The organism is Streptomyces sediminimaris (genome assembly GCF_047049295.1).
Lineage (GTDB): Bacteria > Actinomycetota > Actinomycetes > Streptomycetales > Streptomycetaceae > Streptomyces > Streptomyces sediminimaris.
In genome coordinates this window covers 8,110,173-8,136,611 of record NZ_JBJWOT010000001.1, presented here as the reverse complement: position 1 = coordinate 8,136,611, position 26,439 = coordinate 8,110,173, and the positions used below count along the sequence as shown (strand labels likewise).

At 73.4% G+C, this 26,439-nt stretch carries 10 protein-coding genes; 5 read left to right on the top strand and 5 right to left on the bottom strand.

Annotated features, from left to right (window positions below; translation table 11 throughout):
• Window positions 1–82: 82 nt before the first annotated feature.
• The 3 genes from ACJ9NR_RS37175 to ACJ9NR_RS37165 all read right to left on the bottom strand — a co-directional run bounded on the left by ACJ9NR_RS37175 (window position 83) and on the right by ACJ9NR_RS37165 (window position 5,793).
• The gene (locus ACJ9NR_RS37175; protein WP_412492711.1) at window positions 83–3,448 is read right to left on the bottom strand and encodes a GH92 family glycosyl hydrolase; all 3,366 of its coding nucleotides are present in this window, start codon (window positions 3,446–3,448) and stop codon (window positions 83–85) included.
• A 460-nt stretch (window positions 3,449–3,908) separates the two neighbouring features.
• Complete coding sequence (locus ACJ9NR_RS37170) at window positions 3,909–4,415, bottom strand: hypothetical protein (RefSeq protein WP_412492710.1); 507 nt, start codon at window positions 4,413–4,415, stop codon at window positions 3,909–3,911.
• A gap of 484 nt (window positions 4,416–4,899) precedes the next feature.
• Complete coding sequence (locus ACJ9NR_RS37165; protein WP_412492709.1) at window positions 4,900–5,793, bottom strand: LysR family transcriptional regulator; 894 nt, start codon at window positions 5,791–5,793, stop codon at window positions 4,900–4,902.
• 93 nt (window positions 5,794–5,886) lie between these two features.
• On the opposite strand from ACJ9NR_RS37165, the gene ACJ9NR_RS37160 reads away from it, so the two are divergent.
• Complete coding sequence (locus ACJ9NR_RS37160) at window positions 5,887–6,975, top strand: alcohol dehydrogenase catalytic domain-containing protein (RefSeq protein ID WP_412492708.1); 1,089 nt, start codon at window positions 5,887–5,889, stop codon at window positions 6,973–6,975.
• A 128-nt stretch (window positions 6,976–7,103) separates the two neighbouring features.
• Here ACJ9NR_RS37160 and ACJ9NR_RS37155 read toward each other — a convergent pair whose 3' ends face one another.
• Window positions 7,104–8,198, bottom strand: a complete 1,095-nt coding sequence (locus tag ACJ9NR_RS37155) for a phosphatase PAP2 family protein (RefSeq protein WP_412492707.1) — start codon at window positions 8,196–8,198, stop codon at window positions 7,104–7,106.
• A gap of 610 nt (window positions 8,199–8,808) precedes the next feature.
• Here ACJ9NR_RS37155 and ACJ9NR_RS37150 point away from each other — a divergent pair.
• Window positions 8,809–10,437, top strand: coding sequence for a B12-binding domain-containing radical SAM protein (locus tag ACJ9NR_RS37150; protein ID WP_412492706.1), 1,629 nt, complete (start codon window positions 8,809–8,811; stop codon window positions 10,435–10,437).
• Window positions 10,438–10,515: 78 nt separating this feature from the next.
• On the opposite strand, the gene ACJ9NR_RS37145 is transcribed toward ACJ9NR_RS37150, so the two are convergent.
• Window positions 10,516–11,430 (bottom strand): IS982 family transposase, encoded by a 915-nt coding sequence (locus ACJ9NR_RS37145; RefSeq protein ID WP_412489271.1) that lies wholly within the window; start codon window positions 11,428–11,430, stop codon window positions 10,516–10,518.
• Between the two features lie 94 nt (window positions 11,431–11,524).
• On the opposite strand from ACJ9NR_RS37145, the gene ACJ9NR_RS37140 reads away from it, so the two are divergent.
• The 3 genes from ACJ9NR_RS37140 (at window position 11,525) to ACJ9NR_RS37130 (ending at window position 26,435) form a co-directional block, all read left to right on the top strand.
• Complete coding sequence (locus ACJ9NR_RS37140) at window positions 11,525–11,923, top strand: VOC family protein (RefSeq protein WP_412492705.1); 399 nt, start codon at window positions 11,525–11,527, stop codon at window positions 11,921–11,923.
• Between the two features lie 833 nt (window positions 11,924–12,756).
• Window positions 12,757–19,110 (top strand): type I polyketide synthase, encoded by a 6,354-nt coding sequence (locus tag ACJ9NR_RS37135; RefSeq protein ID WP_412492704.1) that lies wholly within the window; start codon window positions 12,757–12,759, stop codon window positions 19,108–19,110.
• A gap of 47 nt (window positions 19,111–19,157) precedes the next feature.
• A complete protein-coding gene (locus ACJ9NR_RS37130) occupies window positions 19,158–26,435 on the top strand; it encodes an amino acid adenylation domain-containing protein (RefSeq protein WP_412492703.1) in 7,278 nt (2,425 codons plus the stop codon).
• The last annotated feature ends 4 nt before the right edge of the window (window positions 26,436–26,439 follow it).

Here is a 26,439-nt window from a genome sequence, read left to right as displayed (position 1 = left end):
CGGCGGGCTGGTTCCGGCCGTCACGACCGGAACCAGCCCGCCGGCTTCAGCGCTTCCGCACGTCAGCGGCGCCTGTCGTACCTCACTGGCCGAAGCCGTAGGCGAACAGGTGACCGGTGCCGGTGGAGCCCGTCACCGGCAGGGTGATCGACGCGATCTGCTTGGAGGCGTCGAGGGGGACCTTCGTGGCGAACACGTAGGTCTTCACGCCGTCCCGGCTTCCGCTGCCGGTGTTGCGGTAGGCCGTGGTGACGGCCGTGGTGTCGTCCGGAAGCGGCTTCCTGCCCCCGCCGTTGAGCGTCCAGTCCGAGAAGCCCACCGTCGCCTTCGAGGTGGTGCCGTCGGTGTAGGTGACGGTCAGCGTGCCCGAGACGCCGCTGCCGTCGGTCGGCGCGTTGGCCGCCGCGCCCAGCAGGCCCAGCGACGCGGCCGAGGTACCGGCCGGCATGGGGATGGTCTGGCCGGCCATCTCCAGGTTGTCCGGCTGACCGGACGCCACCGTCGGCCAGGTGTAGGAGATGCCGTCGGCCGTGACGGTGGAGCCGCTCGAGACGCCCGCCGCCGACAGCGCGTTCTGCGAGTACGCCCAGCCGCCGCCGTCGAAGCCGCCCGAGAACGTGGTGCCGTCGGGATAGACACCCTCGTTGGTGTCGTACGGCCAGAGTTCACCGGCCTTGGCCACGGCCACCCGGAGCGTCGCACTGGCCAGTGCCGCACCGGTCGTGTGGTCGGTCAGCGCGAAGGTGACGGGGAAGGTTCCCTCCTTCGAGCCCGCCGTCACATGGACCTTCGTCTCGGCGCTGCCCGAGGCGGCCACCGTCAGGGAGCCCGACGCCGTGTCCAGGGTGACGCCGGAGGGTGCGGTGGCCTTCCAGTCGGCCGTCACGGGCTTGCTGCCGAGGTTGGTCAGCTTCAGCGTGCCGTCACCGGACGCGCCCGGCTGGAGGACGAGGCCGTCGCTGGTGGGACCGGTCGCGGCCAGTACCCGGTCACCGCCCGTGGTGTCCGACGGCGGGGCCGCGGACGGGGCGGACGCCCAGCTCTTGTCGGGCTGGGTGCCGAGCGTGAAGTCGAGCGTGCCCGCGCTCGCGAACTGCCGGTAGGTCAGCCAGGAAGCCTTCCACTGCCTGCCCCTGACGTCGAGCGAGTGCACGTACGGCGCGTCCGGCGCGGCCTGCGGTGCCTTGATCGTCACCGTTCTGCCGTTTCCGAGCCACACCTTGGCCACCGGGAACGCCGGGCTGCCGAGCACCAGGGTGTCCGCGCCCGGGGTCTCGGGATACATGCCGAGTTCGGACCAGACGTACCAGGAGCTCATCGCGCCGAGGTCGTCGTTGCCGAAGGAGCCGACCGGGGCGTTGAAGTACAGCTTCTGCTGCGCGTCGCGCACGGCCGCCTGGGTCTTCCACGGCTCACCCGTGTAGGCGTACTCCCAGGGGATCTCGACGCTGGGCTCGTTGCTCAGGTCGGCGTCGGTGCCACCGGGGTGGGCGATGTCGTCCAGCAGGCTGTCCAGGTAGGACGAGTACGCCTTCGCACCGCCGCGTGCCTGGATCAGCTGCCGCAGGTTGAACGGGACCATCGGCGTGTACTGGGCCGACGTACCCTCCACGAAGCCGTTGGAGGTACCCGGGGTGAAACCGCCCGCGAACTGGCCGTCCTTGTTCTTGCCCTGCATGTATCCGGTCTGCGGGTTGAAGACGTTCATCCAGTCCTGTGCGCGGGTGGCGAACTTCGTGTAGACGGCCTTCTTGCCCAGCGACTTCGCGAAGGCGGCGATGGCGTAGTCCGCGGAGTCGTACTCCAGCTGCGTGGAGACCGGGCCGTAGAAGTTGCAGCAGCCGTAGTCGTTCTCGTCCAGCGGCAGGTAGCCCTTGGCGTCCCGCACCGACTCGCCCGGGCGGTCGTTGTTCGGGACGGTGGCCTCGTGCTGCAGGGCCGCGAGCGCCTTCTTGGTGTCGAAGCCCCTCGCGCCGAAGGCGTACGCGTCCGCGATGATGCCGGCGGCCGGGTCACCGACCATCACGTAGCTCTCGCCGTTGTTCGACGCCCACTTGGGCAGCAGGCCGGTCTGGTCGAAACCGTTGAGCATCGAGGTCACGACGTCGCTGGTCACCTTGGGCTCGACCATCGCCATCAGCTGGGTCTGGGAGCGATAGGTGTCCCAGCCCGAGTAGTTGGCGTACTGGGCGTGCTGCCCCCTGGCCAGCCGGTGGACCTGGTTGTCCATCCCCATGTACCGGCCGTCGACGTCCGAGAAGACGTTCGGGTGCAGCAGCGCGTGGTAGAGCGCGGTGTAGAACTGCACCTGCTGGTCCGCGGAGCCGCCGCCGACCCGGACCTTGTCCAGCACGGCGTTCCAGGCCCTGTGGTTGGCCCGCTCGACGGCGCCGAGGTTCCAGCTCCTGATCTCGCGGGAGAGATTGCGTGCCGCGCCCGTGTCACTGGTGTACGAGATGCCCACCTTCGCCCGCACCGTCCGGTGGGAGGAGGTGTCGAAGGTGAGGTACATCCCGTTCGCTCCCGTGGTGGGAGGCTCGGCCGCCCTGCTCGCCGTGGCGCCGCCGGCGGACGTTCCCGCCCTGCCGCCGGCGCTCGGAGCCGGGGACGGGCCGCCTGAGTGGGTGTCACCGGCGGTGCCGTGCAAGGTCGGGGACGGTGCCGCGGGGACGGTGAAGTGCTTCTCCTTCAGCGGTTTCGACGGATGCGTCTGCAGGTTCTGCCGGGCCCTGCCCGCCTTCAGCGAGGTCGCGCTCGGGTTGATCGTGCTGCCGACCCAGGTGCCGCTCGCGGTGAACGGCTGGTCGAACTTGATGTCGAAGTGCAGCGTGTACCTGTTGCTCGCGCCGCAGAAGTGACCGCTGTCGACCGCGCCGCTGACCTCCTTCTTGTTCACGACCTGGATGCGGGTGCCGTCCACCTGCGTGGCGCCGCCGCTGAGTTTGAACAGCAGGTTCGCCTGCCGGCCCGCGGGGAAGGTGAAGGCGCCCAGGCCGGCGCGCGTGGTGTCGGTCAGCCGGGTCGTGACTCCGTTGGCGTCGGTCACCTGGTAGGAGCCGATGCCCGCCGTCTCGTCGTCGTGGCTGAAGCCGACGGACGTGCTGCCGAGGCTGCCGGAGAGCGCTCCGGTGACCGGCAGGACGGGCAGGTCGCCCGCGACGCCGCAGCCGGGTCCCGACACATGGGTGAGGCTGAAGCCGGAGATCTTCTTGTCGTTGTACTCGTAACCGCCGCCCGAGGGACGGTCGGGCGTCGTGTCGGGGCCCCACTGCACCATGCCGGCCGGCATGTCGGGGCCGGGGAAGGTGTCCACCGCGCCGGAGGTGCCGATGAGCGGGTTGACCAGGGACGCGGGGTCCTTGACGAGGGCCGGCGCCGCGGCGCTCGCGGCGTGGGCGCTCCCGATCGCGGGGAGCGGGAGCACGACGATGCCCAGCACGGACACCACGGCCAGGCGTGGACGGAATCTCTTGCGGTTACGTGAAGCGGCTGGACGTCGGGGTCTGACCATCGTTTGCCTCCGCAGCGTTTCCCACTTCGCACATGAGGTGCCGGCGCGCCCGAAAAGGCGCACGCCGACGACAGGCAGCGGTGCCGGTCGCTCCGAGCGTCTGACAACGTTGCCATGCACGAGAGTTGAGTGAAACGCCTGTGCTCGCGGCATGTCAACGAGGCCAACACAACTTTCTGAGACCGAAGTTCACGAGCGGGCACGTGAGCGCACATGAACGCACGTGAGGGGCAGCCGGCCGGAACCGCTGCCCCTCACCTTTCTTCGCGGTGACATCCGGTCAGGAGCACCACCACCGCGGCACCAGTGGCCGTCGCCGCGGCGCTTCCACGGGATGCCCCCGGTATGTCCCGGCCGGCCACCGACCGGTGCGGCCGTGGTCCTCTCAGGGGGTGGGTCAGATCTTGTGGCCCTTCACCAGGACCGACAAGGAGCCGTCGGGTCTCACCCAGCGCAGTTTCCTGAGGCCGTTGTACCCGCCTCCGAGTACGAACAGGGTCAGCCCGGCCACGAAGGAGACGAAGGCCGCGGCGAGCAGGCCGCCCATCAGCAGCATGCTCGGTGACTGTTCCGGTTTTCCCTCGTCGACCGGCTTGGCGCCGTAGTGGAACAGCATGGGCAGCCACAGGACGAGCGACCACAGCAGTAGCGCGCCCCCGCTCCGGTAGGCGCGCCGCTTCGTCCGCGCCTTGCGCACGCTCTCGACCGTCACGGACAGGACACGTCTGCACCGCGGGCACTCGACCTTGACCGAGGTCTGGCCCGTCTCGGGACGTACGAACCCGGGCGATGTGATGGTGAGCATCTGCCACTTGGACGTGACGAGGTTTCCGCTGACCTTGGCGCTGATGAGGCACCCGAGCCCCAGCCCGTACTCACGCTCGATCTCCGGCACGTACTTCACGCTCTCCCCCTTCTCGGGCGGCACGCGAACGCACGGCGATCCGGCGCGCACCACACGGACCAGGAGTGTGACGCAGAAGATCCGGCCTTCACAACACCCCCACGCGGCAGGCGGGTTGACGGCGGCTTACCGCGGATCCGCCCAGGTCGACGCCGAACACCGGAGCATCGCTCTCGCTCTCCGAGCGCGCCGGGTGTGATCAGGGCACGTGCGGGCCAGGCGCGAACGGATCACGCGCGAGCCGGGCGCGAACGGATCACATGCCGGCCGCGGCCGATCCAGCGGCCGTTCGGCGGCCACCCGATCGGCGTGTGGTACGGAAGCCGCAGGCGCACCGAGCCGCGCACGACCAGTCGTGCGCATTCGGCTTCGCACGTGCCGAGGCGAGCATGAGCCCGGCACGCGCACGCCCGGCACGCGCCCTTCCCGGCGCGCGCACGCCCGCGACGCCGCCGGGCCCCCGGCTGCGACCTGGAGCCGGTGGTCAGGTGGCCGAGGTGATCGCCCGGATGACTGCGGAGACCGGCGGGGCCGGCCGGCCGGGAAGCCGGGTCACGAGAACCCGCCGGATTTCCGGGGGTACGCCCTCCACCCGCAGCAGACTCACGCCGTGCGGCAGCACCGGCGCCATGCGGGACGGAACGGTCGTCACGCCGAAACCGCCGGAGACCAGCCGCAGTTTGGTCAGCCAGTCGCGCGTGGTGTGGACGACGCGCGGCCTGCCGGGCAGGCCGGGCCAGACGCCGAGCATGGGCTCGGCACTCGACGACGGTGTGGCGATCCACGCGGCGTCGACGAGTTCGTCGACGTGCACCGTGGTCCGGCCGGCGAACCGGCCGGTGCTCGGCGCTCCGACGAGCAGTTCGGTGTCCTCGACCGTCTCGGTGTGCAGCCGGGGCGATTCGCCGTCCGCCGGCCGGTGCGGCGGACGGGACGTCAGGACGGCGATGTCGACGGTGCCCGCCCGCAGGGCCCGGAGCAGGGCGGGCGTACCGGCCTCGCGCGTCGTGACCGTGATCTGCGGGCTGGTCGTCGCCAGCCGCGCGAGCACACCGGGCAGGATCACCGCCCCGGCGCTGGGGAACATCCCGAGCCGCACCCGCTCGGTCCGTGCGGCGGAGCCGGTGAGTTCGCTCTCGGCCGCCGCGACGGAGTCCAGGATCGAGCGGGCGTGCCGCAGCAGGGTCAGGCCCGCCGGGGTGAGCCGCACCCCGTCGGAGCGGCGCTCGAACAGCTCGGCGCCCGCACTCCGTTCGAGGGCCGCCGCCTGGCGCGAGACGGCCGACTGGGTGTAACCGAGCCGGGAGGCCGCCGCGGTGAAACTCCCGGACTCGGCGACCTGCCGCAGAACCCGCAGAGCCGTACTGGAGAAGTCCATGCGTCCTACGCATACCACACATGCCAGATCGTCGCTTGGCGCATACCTCGTCCGCTCCTAGCCTCGATGCTGACGACACCAAGGAGGCAGCAGGTGCGAGCAGCAGTCCTGACCCGGTTCGGTACCCCGCTCACCGTGCGGGAGACGCCCGACCCCGAGGCACTCGGCGGCGAGGTGGTGGTCCAGGTCCTCGCGGCCTGTGTCCCGCCGTACGCCGTCGACGTCTTCAGCGGACGGCGCAACTATCCGCTCCGGCCACCGGTGATCCCCGGTGTCGGTGGCATAGGCCGCGTCGTCGGCGTCGGCCCGGACGCCACCCGGCTGCGCGCCGGCGACCTGGTGTGGTGCGACTGCACGGTCCGCTCGCGCGACGACGCGCTGACCCCCGACATCACGCTGCAGGGCTGGAGCTCGCGGGGCGACGGCGGCGCCAGGCTCGCCCGGCACCTGCACGACGGGTCGTTCGCCGAGTTCATGCGCGTGCCCACGGAGAACGTCTACCCGCTGCCCGCCGAGGCGGCCAAGGACCCGGCGCGCTGGTCCGCGCTGGGCGTGTACGTCATTCCCTACGGAGGACTCCTGGCAGGCGAACTGCACGCCGGCGAAACACTGCTGGTGAGCGGGGCCACCGGCAACCTCGGCAGCGCCGCGGTCGCCGCGGCGCTCGCCATGGGCGCGGGACGGGTGGTCGCTCCGGGACGCAACCGTGCCGTGCTCGGCCTCCTCGCCGACCGGTTCGGTCCGCGGGTACGCCCGGTGGAACTGACCGGAGACGAGACCACCGACCGCACGGCCATGTCCGCGGCCGCCGGTGGCCCGATCGACATGGTGCTCGACCTGCTTCCGCCCGCCGCACCCAGCTCGGTGGCGCGTGCCGCCGCCATGACCGTCCGGGAGTACGGCCGTGTCGTCCTGATGGGCGGCGTCGGCATGCTCGGCGGGGCGGACCTCGCGCTGCCCTACCCGTGGATCATGCGCAATTCGGTGACCGTGCGCGGACAGTGGATGTATCCGCGCTCGGGGAACGTCGGCATGATCCGGCTCATCGCGGCAGGTGTGCTCGATCTCGGCCCCGAACGGGTGCGGTCCTTCCCCCTCGACGCCGCCAACGAGGCCGTCGAGTACGCCGCCGCGCACGGCGGGCCGTTCGACCGGACCGTCCTCACCCCGCCCGCCGCCTGACGGCTGCGGCTGCCGCTCCTCGCGTGCGACCGCTCCCCCGCACGATCGCCCGCGGGCGGCAGGCCCCTGCCCCGGTGCGGCAGAGGCGTGGACCACCCGGTCCACGCCTGCGCCGAGAACGCCACCGGCTACCGTCTCGAACGCTGATGGGCCGGCGCGTCGGCGGGCGCGCCGGACACGCCGGGCTCGGCGCCCGCGTCGGCAGGGTTCCGTTCCCGGGGGCCGCCGGGGTGCGCCATGGGCAGTCGGCCGTTCTCCGCCGGCCCGTGGTCGTCCCCCGCTCCGGAAAGCGGCTGCGGTCCGTGACCGGGATCCGCAGGGCCGCCCGGGGCGCTCGCCAGGGCCGGCGGTGCCGCGGTCGGCCGGTGCCGGCCGGTGGCGCCGGCGCGCTCGCGACGACCGGGCAGGCTCGCGGGGACGGCGACCGGCACCGGCCGGGCCCGCGCGTCCATCAGGCGGCCCCAGGCGCGCTGCGCTCCGGCGCACAGCACCACCACGGCCCCCGCGGTCAGCGCGTCGAACCAGAAGTGGTTCGCGGTGACCACCACGATCACGACCGTCAGCACCGGGTGCGCGAGCGCGAGCCAGCGTGCCGGGTGCCGGGCCACCCGGATCACGGCCAGGCACACCAGCAGCGCCCAGGCCACATGTACGGACGGCACGGCCGACAGTTCGTCGGCGACCACGCTGCCCGCCTCGTTGTGGTACACGGAGGGCCCGTAGCGCGAGGCGGTGTCGACCATCCCGAGCTGGGGCACCAGCCGCGGCGGCGCGACGCTGACCAGTTGCACCAGCAGCGAGACGACCGTGACCAGGACCACCCCGGTGCGCACCCGCCGGTAGGCGGCCCGGTGCCGGGCGAAGAGCCACACCAGCACGGCCGCCATCGCGCCGAAGTGCATCACCGCGTAGTACCAGTCGGCGGCCCGCAGCAGCCACGGGAAGGGCAGCACGGCCTGTTGCCAGGTGGCCTCCTCGGGCAGCCCGGCGGCCTGCTCCCACCGGTGGACGGACAGCGCGCGCCCGGTCGCGGCGGCCAGGTTCCCCGCCGCCATGCGGGTGGGGATCTGCCACACCAGGAACACGGCGGACGTCAGCGCCGCCTCCTGTAACAGCACCGGCACCCACGACCCCCGTCTGCACCACAGGCGGGTGGCGAGACCGGCGACGAACAACACCAGCGGGATGCCGCAGACGGTGATCCAGGCGGCGGGTCCTTCCACCAGCGCTCCTTCCACACGACGGTCACTGTGCCCGGCCGGCAACGGCCGCTCCGGCATCGTTCGAGGCCATCAGGGCCCGGGGCGGCACGGCCGGTCCGCACTGCCTGCCGCGGCCCCCGGCCCTCTGGGCACCGCCCCGACGGCCGCGGCCGTGTTCACCGCCGGGACGTCCGCCTCCCGCGGAGTCCCCCGACCGGGCCGTGTCCCGTCCGCCGGCCCGCGAGCAGTGGCAGGTGTCGGCCGTTTCGGCCCTACGGCACCCGGGGCGCACCGGCGCACAGCACCACCACGTCCCCAGGTCCGGTCACGGTGCACAGGCCGTGCCGGGCCGGCACCCGCCGGAGCACCGTTTCATAGCGATTTGCCGTTCTTGTTCCCGTTCTTGTCAGGTCGCACCTTTGTGTACCCCCGCCACAGGCCGCAGACACCGGACGAGCTCCGCGCCCGTCGTCCCTCGGGCGCCACCGGACACGCCCGCGGCGTACTGGACCGCCGACGGAGCGCCGACCGCCCGCCGGCCGGTTTCACGGACCGCCGACCTGGATACGCCCCTGTCTCCCCACACAGAAAGAGAGGCACGATGACGGCTGGAGTGCGGAGGGTTCTCTGTGTGTCTCCCCGCTATGCCCGCTCCTTCGGGACCTTCGACCATGCCTTCGCCATGACGGGCGCCAAGGCGTTCATGCCGCCGCAGGGCATCCTGGTGATCGCCGCCTGGTTCGCCGCCCGGGGCTGGCGGGTGCGCGTCGTCGACGAGAACGTCCGCCCCGTCTCCGCCACCGACCTGGAGTGGGCCGACGTCATGATGGTCTCCGGGATGCATGTCCAGCACGACGCCGTGGTGGACGTCGTGGACCGCGCCCGGCGCAGGGGTGTGATCACCGCGCTGGGCGGCCCCTCGGTCTCCGCGAGCCCGGAGTGGTACCCGGAGCCGGACCTGCTGCACCTCGGCGAACTGGGGGACGCCACCGTGCGGCTGGCCGAGCGACTGGAGCGGGACGTCTCGCCACCGGCCGGCCAGGAGTCGTACCGCACGGCCGAGCGCCTCCCCCTGGAGGAGTTCCCGGTACCGGCGTACGGCCTGATCGACCTGGACGACTACTTCCTGGCCAGCGTGCAGGCGTCCTCCGGCTGCCCCTTCCAGTGCGAGTTCTGCGACATCCCGGCGCTGTACGGCAGAAAGCCGCGCCTGAAGTCGCCCGACCAGGTGCTGCGCGAACTCGACGCGATCGTGGCCGCGGGACGCCCCGACGCCGTCTACTTCGTCGACGACAACTTCATCGCCGATCCGCATGCCGCCCGCCGGCTGCTGGAGGCCCTCGTCGCCTGGCAGGAGAAGCACGGACACCCCCTGGACTTCGCCTGCGAGGCCACCCTCAACATCTCCGGGCGCCGCGACCTGCTGAGCCTGATGCGCCGGGCCCGGTTCACGACGATGTTCGTCGGCATCGAGACACCGGACGAGGCGGCGCTCAAGGCCATGAACAAGCGGCACAACCTGCGCTCACCCATCCTGGAGGCGGTGTCCGCCATCAACGCGCACGGCATCGAGGTCGTCTCCGGCGTCATCCTGGGCCTGGACACCGACAGCCGTGCCACCTACGACAACGTGTGCCGCTTCATCGACGCCAGCGCCATCCCCCTGCTGACCGTCAACCTGCTGCACGCCCTGCCCCGGACCCCGCTGTGGCACCGGCTGGAAGCGGAGGACCGGCTGCTGCACGATCCCGGGGACCGGCAGTCCAACGTGGACTTCCTGCTCTCCGAGGACCTGGTGTCCGAGGGCTGGCGACAGGTCGTCCGGCACGCCTACGAACCCCGGCGCCTGTACGAGCGGTTCGCGCACCAGGTCCGCGACACCTATCCGCACCGGCTTCCGGTGGCGGACTCCCGCTACCGGCGCAGCCCCCGGGCGATCCGCAGGGGCCTGCGGATCGCCGGCCGGGTGCTGTGGCAGTGCGGCGTGCGCGCCGACTACCGGCGGGAGTTCTGGCGGCTGGCGTCCGTGGCGCTGCGCCGCGGCGATGTCGAGGCGCTGATCAGCGCGGCCTTGGTCGGCCATCACCTGATCACCTTCGCCCGCGAGGCCCTGGCCGGCCGCGCGGAGCGTGCCTTCTACGCACCGCCCCGCGGGCAGGGCGGCGACGCCGTGGCCCGGTCGGGCGGCGACCGGCGGAACGGCACGGCCGGCACACAGGCCGCAATCCCCCGGCCGAAGGACCTCTCGCCCTCGGAGTGACCGCTCGGCTTGGCCCGGTCCGCCGTGGGGGCACGCCGGGCCGGGCCTGCCCTCGCCTAGATGATCGATTCCAAGGGGTCAGTGGTCGTAGGCGGTCAGTGAGCGCAGGACGAGCTGGCCGGTGTGGTCGTTGTGCCAGATCGCGGCGGTCAGCGCGAGGATGCGCTGCATGACGCGGGCGATCACGCCGCCCGGTGTACGGCCTCGGTGGTGTTCGAGGTTGAGCTGACCCTTGAAGGTCTCGTTGACTGACTCGATGACCTGCCGCAACGGCTTGAACAGCGGGGCGCCGGGCCGTTCTGGCTCGCCCTTGCGGGCTGGCCGCAGCAGCCGGATGTCCTGCTCGGCCACCTGATGCTCGAAGTCGCGGCCGAAGTAGTTCTTGTCGCCGATCAGGGTCTGTCCAGCCCGGGCGGCGACGAGGTGCGGTTCGGCGGCGAGCAGGTCCAGCAGGGTCTCGCGTTCGTCGGCCTTGGCCCCGGTCAGGGCGAAGGTGATGGGCAGGCCCTGCAGGGTGCACACCAGGTGCAGGCGCAGGCCCCAGAAGAAGCGGCTGTGGCTGGCGCAGTACCCGTACTCGGCCCATCCGGCCAGGTCGGAGCGTTTGACGGTCTCGCGGGAGCGTCCGCACTCTACCGGCGTGGAATCCACGATCCACACGTCGTCGCTCCACACAGAGGTGTCGGTGGCCAGCACCCGGGTCACCCGCCGCAGCAGCTCGGCGGCCTTGCGTAGGCGCTTGTTGTAGCCGGGCTGCTTCGGCAGGTACGGGAAGAGATGCCGCAGGTGGGAGCGGGCGTGGCGAAGCCACTTGGCCTCGGAGGTGAAGCCCAGCATGGCCTGCATCATCGCGAGCGTGACCAGTTCGGCATCGGTCAGTAGCGGAGCGATCCCGACCGCCGGACGCCAGGGCACCAGATGCGGTGATGCCTTCAGCAGGTCGTCGGTCTTCACATAGAGTGCGGTGGCGAGGGAGTCCAACTCTGTCTTCACACACTGACGTTGGGCTCCCTCCTCTTGTGCGCGCAGCCGATCCCTTGGAATCGATCATCTAGACTCAGCTCCCGTCGCACTGTTTGGGGGAGCAATGACCAGTAGGTTCACCGAGTTGGTCGTCGACTGTCACGATCCGGAGCGGCTCGCGGCCTTCTGGTGCGCGGTATTGGACTTCAAGGTGATCGACCGGAGCGAGGGCAAGGTCGAGATCGGTTCCTGGGAGCCGACCGCCGAGGAGGTCAGGGCCCGTCAGATGGCGCCCACCCTGCTCTTCGTCCAGGTGCCCGAGGGCAAGACCGTGAAGAACCGGCTGCATCTGGACGTCAGCCCGATCGACCGCACCACCGACGACGAGGTGGCCAGGCTGCTCGGCCTCGGCGCCGCCACGGTGGACGTGGGCCAGGGTCCTGGCCGGAGCTGGGTGGTCATGGCCGATCCCGAGGGCAACGAGTTCGACGTCGTGCGCACCCTGGCACCGTCCGACCGGTGATCGCTCACCGAAGTCGGCGTTCGTAGGCGGTCGGTGAGCGCGGCAGGGACGGTCCGTTCCGGCCGTCGTGCCGGACTGCGGTGGTCTGCACGGGCTGCACGGGCTGCACGGGCTGCACGGGCTGCGTGAGGACGCGCCGCACGGCGCGTTCGATGACGCCGGCCCGGACCTCCGGTCCTGGGCCCGCCCGGCGCGGCAGCCGGCGCCCGCAGCCCGCCCGTCGCCGGCCCGAGAAGCCGAAAACGGCACGGCAATTGAACTGACGAGCCGTCACGAAAATGCCGAGGGCGATAAGCGGAGATCCGCCGGGACGGCCGGTAAGGCCTTTCTGAACCGGCGAAATTCCCGAATCAACCGCCTGTTCAGGGCGCAATCCAGAGGTTGGCCCGAAATACGCCACCGTAGGTTTGACAGCTGACTCAATTCCCGGAACCCGGCGGAACAATGCCGACACGGAGGTCACCGGCTGACCGTAAATGGTCATGGCAGACAACAAATACGCCGCCGCTCAGAAGTCATTGCGGTCGGAACTGGCCGAATCTGTTCGGATGTGGGGACTGCGCCGGGTGGAGGCGTTCCGATCACCGGAACGGTCCCGGTGCAAACGTTGCGGAGACGACCACGGGGCGGTCAAAGTGACGGCAGCGGAGCCGGTGTGACGACCTCACACATTCCTCTTCCGCTGAGCGCTCGGCCGCGCCTGGCACGCCGCCGGGGTGCCCGGAAAGCACGCCGCCGCGTTGCGCGGGAAATCCCCCGTAATCAGCGCCCGGGCGCTGTTCCCTTCTTCTCCCGCCCCCTTGCGAGACCCCCCTGAGAGATTGGGTTCCGTCGTGGACGCAGACATCGACGCCGTCGCCGTCGTCGGCATGGCGGGCCGGTTTCCCGGCGCGACCGACACCGAAGGACTGTGGGAACTCCTGGCGGCGCGCGCGGACGCCATCCGTCCCGTGCCCGCCGACCGGTGGGACGCCGCACGGCCACTGGACCCCGGCAAGGACGTGCAGGCGGTCGGAGGTTTCCTCGAGGGGGTGGACCTGTTCGACGCCGGCTTCTTCGGGATCTCCCCGAGGGAGGCGGCCGACATGGACCCCCAGCAGCGGCTGCTCCTGGACGTCACCTGGCGTGCCCTGGAGGACGCCGGACAGCGCACGGCGGACCTCAAGGGCTCCCGGACCGGTGTCTACGTCGGGGCGTCGTGGCACGACTACGAGATCCTGCGCAAGGCACACGGAGCACGGCCCACCCAGCACAGCCTCGTCGGCAGCGCCCTGGACGTGCTCGCCGCCCGGATCAGCTACGTCCTGCGGCTGCGCGGCCCCAGCCTCACCGTCGAATCGGGCTGCTCCTCCTCCCTCGTCGCGCTGCACCTGGCCGTGCAGGCGCTGCGAGCGGGCGAGATCGACACCGCGATCGTCGGTGCGGCCAATCTGATCCTGTCCGCCGACTCGTCCGTCGGGCTCACCCACTTCGGCGGCCTGTCGCCCCAAGGGCGCTGCGCCGCCTTCTCCGCGTCCGCCGACGGCTTCGTCCGGGGCGAGGGCGTGGCCGCCGTCTGCCTGAAACCACTGAAGCGCGCGCTGGCCGACGGCGACCGGGTCCACGGGATCATCGAGCGTACGGCGGTCAACAACGACGGCGGTGACGAGAGCATGGTCACCCCGAGCCAGGACGCGCAGGCGGAACTGCTGGGCAGCGTCTACGGGGACCGCCCTGGCGCCGTCTCCGCGGACTCGGTCGCCTACGTGGAGGCCCACGGAACGGGCACCCGGCGCGGCGACCCGGCCGAGGCCGCCGCGCTCGGCCTCGCCATCGGCAGGCACCGCACGTGCGGCCCCCTCCCGATCGGCTCGGTCAAGACGAACATCGGGCATCTGGAGGCCGCCGCCGGGATGGCCGGGCTGTTCAAGGTGCTGCTCGCGCTGCGGCACCGGGTCGTGCCGCCGAGTCTGCACGCCGAGACGCTCAGCCCCGACATCCTCTTCGACGACCTGAACGTGCGGGTGCTGCGCGAGCCGCTGGAGCTGCCGCGCACCGGTCCGGTGCGGCTCGGGGTCAGCTCCTTCGGCTGGGGAGGCACCAACGCCCATGTGGTCGTGGCCGCCCCGCCCGGGCAGGGGGACGGACATCAGGCACCCGGCTCCGCCCCGGCCACGGCCTCGTCACAGGACCGCCCGGGCCGCCCGCCCACCGGACTCCCCACGCTCGTCCCGCTGTCCGCCCGCGAGCCCGCCGTGCTGGCCGAGCGGGCCGCACAGCTCGCGGAGCGGGTGGCGGACGATCCGGACGGCGCCACGGACGTCGCCGCTCTGGCCGGGACGCTCGCCTGGCGCCGAGACCACTTCCCGGTGCGGGCGGCTGTGCTGGTCTCCACCCCCGACGAGCTGCCGGCCGCGCTGACCGCCGTGTCCCGGCGTCCCGAGGACGGTGACGGGGTGACGGCGGTGACCGGGCGGGCCGTGCCCCGCAAACGCACCGCGTTCGTCTTCCCCGGGCAGGGCTCGCAGTGGAGCGGCATGGGCGGGCAGCTGTACCGCGACAGCCCGCTCTTCGCCGACGTCGTGGGGACGTGCGCCGACGCACTGCGCCCGCATGTGGGCTGGGAACTGCTGGACGTGTTCTCGGGGAAGGCCGGCGACGCGTGGCTGGAGCGGGTGGACACCCTGCAGCCCGTGTCATGGGCGATGTCGCTGGGGCTGGCCGCACTGTGGCGGGCCGCCGGTGTCGAACCCGACGTCGTCCTTGGCCACAGCCAGGGCGAGATCGCCGCGGCCGTACTCGCCGGGGTCCTGACGTACGAGGACGCCGCGCTCGTCGTGGCGCGGCGCAGCGCGATCGTCCGCCGGACCTGCGGGCACGGGCGCATGCTGGCCGTGGACCTCGACCGCGACGCGGCCCTCGCGGCGATCCGCCCCCTGGCGGGCAGGGTCTCGCTGGCCGCGCACAACGGGCCGACGTCGTGCGTGCTGTCCGGGGACGGCGATGCCGTGCTGGCCCTGCGGGAGCGGCTGGAGACCGAGGGCACCTACTGCAAGCTCGTCAACGTCGACTACGCCTCGCACAGCGCCCAGATGGCCGCGCTGCACGACGATCTGCTGGACGCCCTCGCAGCGGCCACCCCGCAGCCGGGCACCCTCGAACTGCTCTCCACGGTGCACGCCGAGCCGATCGGCGACTCCCGGATGGACGCGGCCTACTGGGCGGCCAACCTGTGCCGTCCGGTGCTGTTCGCCGACACGATGACCCGCGCGCTGGCGGACGGCGTCACCCATGTCGTGGAGATCAGCCCGCATCCGGTGCTGACCCCGGCCATCGAGCAACTGGTCGCCGGGCAGGCGCGGCCCGTGGCGACGCTGGCCACGCTGCGCCGGGGCGAGGGAGGCACGAGTGCCTTCGCCCGTGCGCTCGCCCGCGGCTACACCGCCGGGCTGGAACCCTTCGGCGACCTGCCCCGGTGCGGCCCCGTCCCGCTGCCTCCGCACCCGATGCGGCCGGAACGCCACTGGTTCGCCGACGGCGGGACACCGCGGCGTTCCGGGGCGGCCCGCGGGCTCGACGTCCGCCTGGAGCCCTCACCCGGCGAACGGGACGTCTGGCACGCCACCATGGAGGTGGCGACGGCGGACCTGCCGTGGCTGGCGGACCACCGTGTGCACGGCACGGCCGTCCTGCCGGGTGCCGCGACACTGGCGCTGGCGGTGAACACGGCGCGGGCCAGGGCCGGTCGTGTGCCACGCGCGCTGCATGACGTCACCTTGAGCGCGGCGGTCGCGTTCGCCGGCGAGGCCTCCCGCCGGCTGGCCGTCGAGTGGCGCGAGGACATCGGTGCGGGAGGCAGTTTCCGGTTGCTGTCGCTGCACCCGGACGGCACCGCCTGGACCGAGCACGCCTCCGCGCGGGCCGACTACCGGGACGACTCCGCGCCCGCTCCCCGCTGGCCCGGCTGGGCCGCGACGGCGCAGCCCGCGGACATCGACGCATTCTACCGCGCGGCCGCCGGGCGGGGACTCGACTACGGCCCCGCCTTCCGCCGCGTACGCACGCTGTACCGGCGGCCGGACGGCCGCGAGGCGGTGGGCGATGCAGTACTCGACGAGCCCCTGCAGGGCGCCGCACCGCAGTTCCTGCTGCACCCCGCTCTGTGGGACGGCGCCCTGCAGGTCTGCCTGGCACTGTTCGAGCAGGACGCGGCGGGAGCGGCCCTGGTGCCGACCGCCGTACGCCGGATCCGCGTGCCGGCGCGCACCGGCGACCCCGGCGCGCCCGTCACCGCGGTGGGGTCCCATGCCGTCCGGCACGACGACGGCACCGTGGACGTGCACGTCTTCGACGGCGACCGCCGCCCGGTGCTGTCCATGGAGGGGCTGCGGCTGGAGGCTCCCGCGCACGCCGTCTCCCCCGAAGCGGTGGACGAACAGCGCCTGCACCTGGTGCGGTGGACCGACGTCACCGCCACCGACGCGGCCGGTGGCGGGCTCCGGGGCACCGCCGCGCACACCGGGACGTGGATCGTCTGCGGCGACAGCGCCGGCACCGGCGGTCTCGCGGAACCCCTCGCCGACGCCTTGGCGGCCCGGGGCGCCACCGTCGAGCGGGTGGCCACGGCGGACGACCGGGGCGCACTGGGCGGCGCGACCGCGGCCGAGGGCGTCGTGTTCGCCGCGCCCCCGCCCGAGGCGGGCCTCGCGGCCCGGCAGCGGGGCCTCGAGACGCTCACGGAGGTCGTACGCGCCTGCGCGGGCCTGAGCAGTCCACCGCGGCTGGCCGTGGTCACCCCCGCCGCCCAGGCGGCCGCCGCCGGCGACCGCCCCGACCCCGGGGCCGCCCTGTACTGGGGGTACGCCCGGGTGCTGCGCCGCGAGCACGGTCAACTGCGCCCGCGCGTGGTGGACGTCGACCCCGCCGACCACGACTGGGCCGGCGCCTGTGCGGCCGAACTCCTCGCCGCCGCCGACGAGGACCAGGTCGCCCTGCGCGGCGGGACCCGCCTGGCCGCCCGGCTCACCCGGGCCGGCGCCCTCGGTGCCCTGGACGACGTACCGTGTCCGCCGCTGCGCGCCGTGCGGCAGCCGTTCCGGGTCGCCGTCACCCGGCCCGGCCTGTGGGAGGGCGTCCAGGTGCGGCCGGCGGCCGGACGGCCGCCCGGTCCCGGAGAGATCGAGGTCGAGGTCACCGCGGCCGGGCTGAACTTCATCGACGTGATGAAGGCACTGGGCACCTACCCCGACCCCACGGGCGGTGCCGGGCTGCTCGGCGGCGAGTGCGCGGGGCGGGTCGTGGCCGTCGGCCCGGAGGTGACCGGCTTCGCCGCCGGACAGCGCGTGGTGGCCTGTGTGTTCGGCTCCCTCGCCGACCGGGTGACGGTCCCCGCCGAGCACGCGCGCCCGGTTCCCGGCACGCTCGGTGACGCGGAGGCCGCCGCCCTGCCGCTGGCCATGGCCACCGCCTGGTACGGACTCGTCGACCTGGCCCGTCTGGAACGGGACGAGACCGTGCTGGTCCACTCGGCCGCCGGCGGCGTCGGGCTCGCCGCCGTGCAGGTCGCCCGGCTGCTCGGTGCCCGGGTCCTCGCGACCGCCGGGAGCGCGGCCAAACGCCGGTACCTGGCCTCTCTCGGCGTCACCGACGTGTTCGACTCACGGGACCTCGGCTGGGCGTCCGGGGTGCGTGCGGCCACCGCGGGCCGCGGCGTGGACGTCGTACTGAACTCCCTGACCGGAGCGGCCATCTCCGCCGGTCTCGACACACTCGCCGAGGACGGGCGCTTCGTCGAGCTCGGCAAGAAGGACATCCACGGCGGCCACCGGCTCGCCCTGGACCCTTTCCGCAAGGGGGTCGGCTTCTTCGCCGTGGACCTCGCCGGGCTGATGGAACGCCGGCCGCGGCGCTTCGCCCGGGTCCTCTTCGACGTCTGGGAGCGCGTTGCCGACGGCACGCTGGCGCCGCTTCCGGTCCGCACCCGCCCGTTCGCCGAGGCGGCGGGCGCGCTGCGGGAGCTGTCGCGCGGCGACCACATCGGCAAGTTCGTCCTCACCGACCCGGGCGCCGTCGAAGGCGTGGCTCCGGTGCCGCTTCCCGACGGCCGGTTCCGGGCCGACGCCACCTATCTGGTCACCGGCGGACTGGGCGCGCTCGGCCTGTCGCTGGCGGAGTTCCTGGCGGACAGGGGCGCGGGCGCGCTCGCCCTCCTGGGCCGCTCCGCGCCAGGACCGGAGGCCGAGGCCCGCGTCGCGGCGCTGCGCGAGGCCGGCACCCGTGTGGAGGTGCTGCGGTGCGACGTCGGCGACGCGGCGGCCGTGCGGAAGGCGCTGCGCACGGTGCGGGAGCGGATGCCGCGCGTGCGCGGGGTCTTCCACGCCGCGGGGGTGCTGGCCGACGCCACGATCGCCACCCTGACGCCGTCCCGGATCGCCGACGTCCTGGCCCCCAAGGCCGCGGGTGCCCGCAATCTCGACGAGGCGACCGCGGGGGACCCGCTGGACCTGTTCGTGTTGTTCTCCTCCGCCGCAGCGCTGGTCGGCAACCCCGGGCAGGCCGCGTACGCCGCCGCCAACGCCTTCCTCGACGCCCTGGCCCACAACCGCCGCAGCCGGGGCCTGCCCGCCTTGAGCGTGCAGTGGGGACCGTTCACCGACATCGGGCTGGCCGCCGCGGACGAGCGGCGCGGCGTCCGGCTGGGCGAGCGCGGCATGGCCGGTTTCCCGGTGCGGGAGGCCTGGCCCGCGCTGCTGCGGATGCTGGAGCGCGACGAGCCGGTGGTCGGTTATGTGCCCCTCGATCTGCGGCGGTGGTTCGACGCCTACCCGGACACCGCCGCGCTGCCCAGCTGGCGGCTGCTGCACGAGGCCGCGGGGAGCGACGGCGAGGGCGGTGCCGTGGTGACCGGCGGGGCCCTGCGCGACCGGATCCTGGCCGCCGCCGAGGAGGCCCGGGCGGGTATCGCCGAGGACGTCGTGCGCGAGCTGGCCGGGCGGGTGCTGCGGCTCGCCCCGGAGCGGATCGCCCCTGACTCACCGTTCAAGACGCTCGGGCTCGACTCGCTGATGAGCCTGGAGCTGCGCAACCGGCTGGAAGCCGCGTTCGGCACCCGGCTGTCCCCGACCCTGCTGTGGGCCCATGACAACGTGCGGGCGCTGTCGGGGGCGCTGATCGAGGAGATGGCCCAGGACCCGCTGCCCGCGGGCTGACCGGAGGCCCGCCCGTTCCGGTACCGGCCCGACGCCCAAGGAGAGAGATGCCCGATCCGACGTCTTCGCCGCTGACCGCCTACCAGCGGGACATCTGGGCGGAGAGTGCCATCGACGACAGCCACCCGCAGTTCAACTGCGTCATACACGAACGCCTCACCGGACGGGTGGACGTCCCCGCCCTGCGGACGTGCCTGGCCCGGGCGGCGCGCCGCCACGACGCGCTGGCCCTGTCCTTCGACGAGCGCGACGGCGTTCCCTTCCAGTGGGTGGCGCCCGAGGTCGCCTCCGCCGCGGACGGCGAGCTGGTCCGTGTCGTGGACCTGTCCGACGGGCCCGACCCCCGGGCCGCCTGCGACTCCTGGGTGGAACGGTCACTGGCCCGCCCGTTCCCGCTGCGCCGCGGCCGTATGGTCGAGCTGACCCTCCTCAGGGAGGGGCCCGGTGCGGTCCACCTGGTGGTCAAGGCCCACCACATCGTCACCGACGGCTACGGCATCCTGCTCTTCACCGAGCAGGTCTTCGAGGACTACGAGCGGGTGAGGGCGGGCGCCGCCCCGCCGGAGAGGACCGCCCCCTCCTGCCTGGCCGCCGTCGGTGAGGACGCCCGCTACCACGCCTCCCCGCAGTTCCTGGCGGACCGGGACTTCCACCGCCGCACGCACGGTGATGCCGAGCCCGCCCTGTTCACCCGCGCCCCGGTGGGCGCCGGAGCGCGGACCGGCCGGTACTCCTTCACCCTCGACAGCGCTCTGGTGCGGCGCCTGCGCGAGCAGCGGCGCTCGGTCTTCCCCGTGGTGGCCGCGGCGTTCGCCACCTGGCTCGGACGGGTGCACCGCACCCGGGAAGTCACCATCGGCGTTCCGCTGCTCAACCGCAGGACCGGCGAGGAGCTGGCGACCGTCGGCCACTACGCCAATATCCTTCCGCTGCGGCTGAAGGTGCCCCCAACAGTGACGGCGCGGGAGGTGGCCGAGGCCGCCGAGACGGGCACCGAGGAGTTGCAGCGCCACGAGCGGCTGGCGCTGGGCGACCTGCTTCGGGCGCTGCCACGCCGTGGCGGTGGCGCGCCGCAGCTGTTCGACGTGACCCTGTCCTATCTGCCGGTGCCGCCCAGTCCCCCGGTGGCCGGGATGGTCCGCGAGACCACCGGCACCGCGCCCGCGCACGCCCGGGACGCCCTGGCCGTGCACGTGCTGCACCCGCGCGGCACCGACGAGGTCGCGATCTCCCTCGTCCACGCCCTCGACGTCTTCGACGAGGACTTCCCGGTGGAGGCGCTCGCCGGCCACATCGCGGCCCTGATCCGCGGCGCGGTCGAGGAACCCGACCGCCCGATCGGGAGCCTGCGCATGCTGGGCGCCGCGGAGCGCCGGGCCCTGGACGCCGCCGCCCGCGGTCCCCGGGTGCCCCACCCCGGCGCGCGGACCCTGCACGACCTGTTCGAGGAGCAGGCCCGGCGCGCCCCCGACCGGTGCGCCGTCCTGGCCGGCCCGGCGCCGGGCAGTGCGTCGTGGACCTTCGGTCGGCTCGACAGCGCGGCCGATCAGGTCGCCCGGGCCCTGCGCGCGGCCGGGGTCGGCCCCGGCGAGCGGGTCGCCGTCCTGGTGGAGCGCGGACCGCGGCTGCTCGTGTCCGTGCTCGGCGTGCTCAAGGCCGGGGGCGCCTACGTGCCCGTGGACCCCGGCTATCCCCCCGAGCGCATCGCCTTCATGCTCCGGGACAGCCGTGCCAAGGCCGTCCTGACCGATTCCGGCTCGCCCGACGTCACGGGCGCGGGGGGAGCGGGGTCCGCCGCCGTGCTGCGCGTCGGCGACCTGCTCGACGGCCCGGACACGCCCCTCGACCCCGCCGCCACCGCCCGCGCCGCCACCGCCCGCGACCTCGCCTACGTCATCTACACCTCCGGCTCGACCGGCCGGCCCAAGGGCGTCATGGTCGAGCACCGCTCGGTGGTCAACCGCCTCGCCTGGATGCAGCGCGCCCATCCGATCGGTGAGGGCGACGTGATCCTGCACAAGACCCCGGCGTCGTTCGACGTGTCCGTCTGGGAACTGTTCTGGTGGGCGCTGGTGGGCGCCGCGGTCACCCTGGCACCCGTCGGGGCGGAGCGGGATCCGCGGGCGCTGGTGCGGGTGATCGCCGAGCGGCAGGTCACCGTGACGCACTTCGTGCCCTCGATGTTCGGGCCGTTTCTGGACCTGCTGGAGGAGTCCCCGGATCTGCGGGCGGACGTCCGCTCGCTGCGGTACGTCTTCTGCAGCGGCGAGGCGCTGCCCCCGCCGCGGGTCGAGCAGTTCAACCGCGTCTTCCGCACCCCGGGCGGGGACCGGCCCGCGCCGAAGCTGGTCAACCTCTACGGGCCGACCGAGGCGGCCGTCGACGTGTCCTGCTTCGAGTGCCCCGCCGATCCCGCGCGGCCGGTGCGGCGGGTGCCGATCGGCCGGCCGATCGACAACACGGAGCTGTACGTGCTGGGCGAGCAGGACGAGCCGCAGCCCGCCGGGGCGCCCGGCGAGCTGTGCATCGGCGGCGTACAGGTGGCCCGCGGTTATCTCGACAGACCCGAACTGACCGCGGACAGGTTCGCCGACGACCCGTTCACCCCCGGGGGCCGCCTGTACCGGACGGGCGACCTCGCCCGGTGGCTCGCCGACGGGACCCTCGAATACCTGGGGCGGCTGGACGGCCAGGTCAAGATCCGCGGAAACCGGGTGGAGACCGGCGAGGTCGCCGCGGCGCTCGCCGCGTTACCCGGTGTGCGCGACGCCGTCGTGGTCGACCGCACCGACTCCTCACGCGGCGTCCATCTCGTCGGCTACTACGTGGCCGAGGAGGACCGCAGCCCGCGGGAGCTGCGGGCGCACTTGCGCGAGCGGCTCCCGGAGTTCATGGTGCCGGCGCTGTTCCGGCGTATCGAGCACGTCCCGCTGACTCCCAGCGGCAAGACCGACCGCGCGGCACTGCCCGCCCCCCGGTACCCGGCCGGCCCGGCGGCCGGACGGCCACCGGCGGACTCGGTGGAGGCCCGGCTCGCCGCCGTCTGGGCCGAGGTGCTGCAGGTGGAGCACGTGGGCGTGCACGACGACTACTACGCGCTGGGCGGCGACTCGATCACGGTGCTCCGGATCCGTACCCTGGCCGAGAAGCGCGGTCTGTACTTCTCCCCCGCCGATCTGGTGCGGCACCCCACCGTCGCGTCGCTCGCCGCACGGGTCTCCACGGCGGAGGACGCGTCCGCCGCCGGGCCGGCCCTGGCCCCGTTGGGCCTGATACCCCGCGTGGACCGGGCGCGGCTGGCGGGCGCACAGGACGCCTACCCGCTGTCCCGGCTGCAGCTCGGACTGCTCTACCACAGCAGCCGCACCGCGCGCCCGGCCGTCTACCGCGACGTGTTCCGCTACACGCTGGAGGTGGCCTGGGAGGAGACGGCGTTCCGCCATGCCTTCGCACGCCTGACGGCCCGTCATCCGGCATTGCGCTCCTCGTTCGACCTGGCGCACCACTCCGAGCCCGTGCAGATCGTGCAGGACACGGTGACCGGCGGCCTGGACGTCGTCGACCTGCGGTCCCGCGCCGCCTCCGGTGCCGGTGACGCCACGGAGGAGGAGATCCTCGGCCACGTCGAGCAGCGCCGCCACCACCGGTACGCCCTGGAGCACGCCCCGCTGTACCTGATGCGCGCCTATGTGCTGCCCTCGACGGTGGAGCTGGTGTTCAGCTTCCACCACGCACTGCTCGACGGCGGCAGCGTGGCCAATCTGATCGGGGAACTGCTGCAGGACTACGGGCATCTGCTGGGCCTGGCCACCGGCCCGGTGCCGGACACCCCGCTGCCGTCGGCCGCCCACTTCGTCCGTGACGAGCGCCGGGCCCTGGACTCGGCGGACAGCAGGCGGTACTGGCAGCAGCTGCTGGAGGGGGCCGAGGTACCGGCCCTGGACACGCTGCGCCCCTACCAGGCGCCGGGCGACGACGGGCAGATCACCCGGCACGTCGTGCTCCCCGACGACCTCGCCGAGAAGCTGCGGCGCCTCGCGCGGGACAACGCGCTGCCGCTGAAGTCGGTGTTCGCCGCGGCCCACTGCCAGGTGCTGCGCCTGCTGGCCGGAACGGACGACGTCACGACCGGGGTGATCACCCACGGGCGGCCCGACCTGGAGAACGCCGAACGCGCCACGGGACTGTTCCTCAACACCGTGCCCCTGCGCCTGCGGACTCGGGGCACGAGCTGGCTGGACCAGGTGCGCGAGGTCTTCCGGCAGGAACGGCTGGGCCATCCGCACCGGCGCTACCCGCTCAGCGCCATCCAGGAGGACCACGGCGCCGCCGTCGTGCGCACAGCCTTCAACTACGTGCGCTTCCGGCAGCTGGACCCGGTGCTGACGCTGCCCGGTGTCCGGCTGCGGGAGTTCCGGGCGTGGGAGGAGACCGACTTCGAGCTGCTGGCCAACGTCTACACCGAGCTCGGCGGCGAACGGCTCCGGCTGCGCCTGGACTGCGACGGGCGCGCGTTCAGCCCCGCGCAGGCGGACCAGCTCGCGGAGGTCTGGATCGCGCTGCTGCGGCGCATGGCCGACCACCCCACGCAGGCGCCGGACCTCGCCTTCCTCGCCCCGCGCCCGGTCCGCGCCGGAACCGGGCCGGACGCCGGGACGGCCGCCGCCCGGCCCGGCGTCGTCCGGCGGTTCCGTGAGCGGGCCGCCGCCACCCCGGACGCGACAGCGGTCGTGACGGGCGATCAGCGCTGGAGCTACGCGCGGCTTCTGTCCGCGTCCGAGGCGGTGGCGCGGCGGCTGCTCGCCGAGGAACCGCCGCCCGGCGCCCGGGTCGGCGTGGCCGTGGACCGCTCCCCCCGGGCCGTCGCGGTGCTCCTCGGCACCCTGATGGCGGGGGCCGCCGTCGTACCGCTGGACACCGGGTTCCCCCCGGAGCGCGTCGCCGCGATGCTCCGGCAGGCGCGGCCGTTCCGGGTCGTCGCCGATGCCCGGCACACGGGCCTGGTGGGCGGTGCCGCGCCGCTGCTGCCCGCGGAGTCGGTCACCGAACCGGTGGCGAGCGGATGCGAGTTGCCCGAGCCCGAGCCCCGGGCGGTCGCGTACGTGCTGTTCACCTCCGGTTCCACGGGCGCCCCCAAGGGCGTGATGATGCCGCACCGCGGACTGGCGAACCTGGTGGCCTGGCAGAACGGCAGGCCGAGCGGTGCCGTCGGCGGAGCCACCCTGCAGTACGCCCCGCTCAGCTTCGACGTGTCGTTCCAGGAGATCTTCTCCACCCTGTGCGGCGGCGGGACCCTGCACCTCGTACAGGACTCGGAGCGCAGGGACATGCCCGCGCTGCTGCGCAGGATCGACCGGGAGGGCATCGAGCGGGTCTTCTTCCCCTACGTGGGCCTGCAGCAGTTCGCCGAGGCGGCGCGCGCCCTCGGCATCGCTCCCCGGCGGCTGCGGGTGCTGATCTCCTCCGGCGAACAGCTGCGGATGACCGACGAGATCCGCGGCCTTCTCGCCGCCCTCCCCGGTGCGCTGCTGGAGAACCACTACGGGCCCACGGAGACCCACGCCGCCACCGCGTTCACGATGAGCGGCGACCCGGCGGTGTTCCCGGCGCTGCCCCCGATCGGCCGGGCCATCGACGGCGCCGGGGTGCATGTGCTGGACTCCCGGATGCGCCCGGTGCCCACGGGCGCGCAGGGCGAGCTCCACATCGGCGGCCCGGGCCTGTCCCTCGGGTACCTGGACCGGCCCGATCTGACGGAGGAACGCTTCGTCGACGACCCGTTCACTCCCGGGGGCCGCCTGTACCGGACGGGCGACCTCGCCCGCGTCCTGCCCGGCGGGGACATCGCCTACGTCGGACGCGCCGACGCGCAGGTGAAGATCCGCGGCCACCGCGTCGAGCCCGCCGAGGCGGAGCTCGCCGTCTCCCGTCTCGCCGCGGACGACCCCGGCATCCGTGAGGCCGCCGTCGTCGCCCGGCGCGGGCCGGACGGCGACACGTTCCTCGCCGCGTTCCTCACCGGCGACCGGGCCGAGGCCGACCTCGACGCTCTCAGGTCACGCCTGCGCGAGCAGCTGCCGGACCACCTGGTGCCGTCCCGCTACGCCTGGCTGCCGGCGCTGCCGCTGAGTCCCAGCGGCAAACGCGACGACGCCGCCCTGCGCCGTGTCCCGCTCACCGCGGTCGACACCTCGGCCGCGACGACGGCGCCGCGGGACGCGTACGAGCAGGCGCTCGCGGAGACGCTCGCCGACCTGCTGCGGCTGCCGGCGGTCGGCGTGCACAGCAGCATGTTCGACCTCGGCGGCACCTCGCTGACCGCGATGCGGCTGGTGGTGTCGGTCGAGCAGCGCTACGGCGTCACCATCCCCCTGTCCGCGTTCCTCGCCGCCCCGACCGTGGCCGCGCTCGCCGACCACCTGCGGTCCAGCGCCGCCGTCCCGGCCTTCGACCCGCTGGTGCCGGTCCGGCCGGAAGGCACCCGCCGGCCCCTGTTCCTGGTCCACCCCATGGGCGGCAACGTGCTGTGCTACCTGCCGTTCGCCCGGCACCTCCCGGCCGACCAGCCGCTGCACGCACTCCAGGCCGCCGGGGCCGACCCGGGCGTGGAGCCGCTGCGGTCGGTGCCGGCGCTCGCGGCGAGCTACGTCGCCGCCCTGCGCCGGGTGCAGCCGCGCGGGCCCTACACCATCGGCGGCTGGTCCTTCGGCGGCCTCGTCGCCTTCGAGATGGCCCGCCGGCTCACCGCCGCCGGTGAGGAGGTCGCCGACCTCGTCGTGCTCGACACCGTGGCCGCCGCTCCGGGCGCACGGACCCGCCAGGGAGACGACCGGCTGCTGGGCTGGTTCTTCTGGGAGCTGCTGCTGACGCTCGGCGGGCCGTCCCCTCGCACGGAGCTGCCCGCCACGGCGGGCACGACGGAGGAGCGGTTCGCGCACATGGCGGACATCGCCACCCGGTCCGGTGTGCTGCCCGCCGGCAGCTCCGCGTCCGTGATGCGCAGGCTCTTCCGTGTCTACGAGGCGAACTGGGCGGCGGCGCTGGACTACCGGCCGCCGGCCTCCGACACCCCCCTCACCCTGATCCGGGCCGCCGATCCGCTGCCGGAGGTGCTGCGGTCGATGCACGACGCGGTGGGCAGCAGGCACCGGGATCCGGCCAACGGCTGGCGGCTGCTGACGCACCGCGTCGACGTCGTCGGCGTCCCCGGCGACCACTTGTCGATCATGAAAGAACCACATGTCGAGCATGTCGCCAAGACCGTCGGCGAACTGATCCGGCGACGGCCGCGGACCGCTGCCGCCCTCTCGCCCGGAAGGGACTGAGCAC

Bases quoted from the DNA above. Each gene is read 5' to 3' on its own strand.
- ACJ9NR_RS37165 (WP_412492709.1), bottom strand. From the start codon at position 5,793: ATGGACTTCTCCAGTACGGCTCTGCGGGTTCTGCGGCAGGTCGCCGAG.
- ACJ9NR_RS37140 (WP_412492705.1), top strand. From the start codon at position 11,525: ATGACCAGTAGGTTCACCGAGTTGGTCGTCGACTGTCACGATCCGGAG.
- ACJ9NR_RS37130 (WP_412492703.1), top strand. From the start codon at position 19,158: ATGCCCGATCCGACGTCTTCGCCGCTGACCGCCTACCAGCGGGACATC.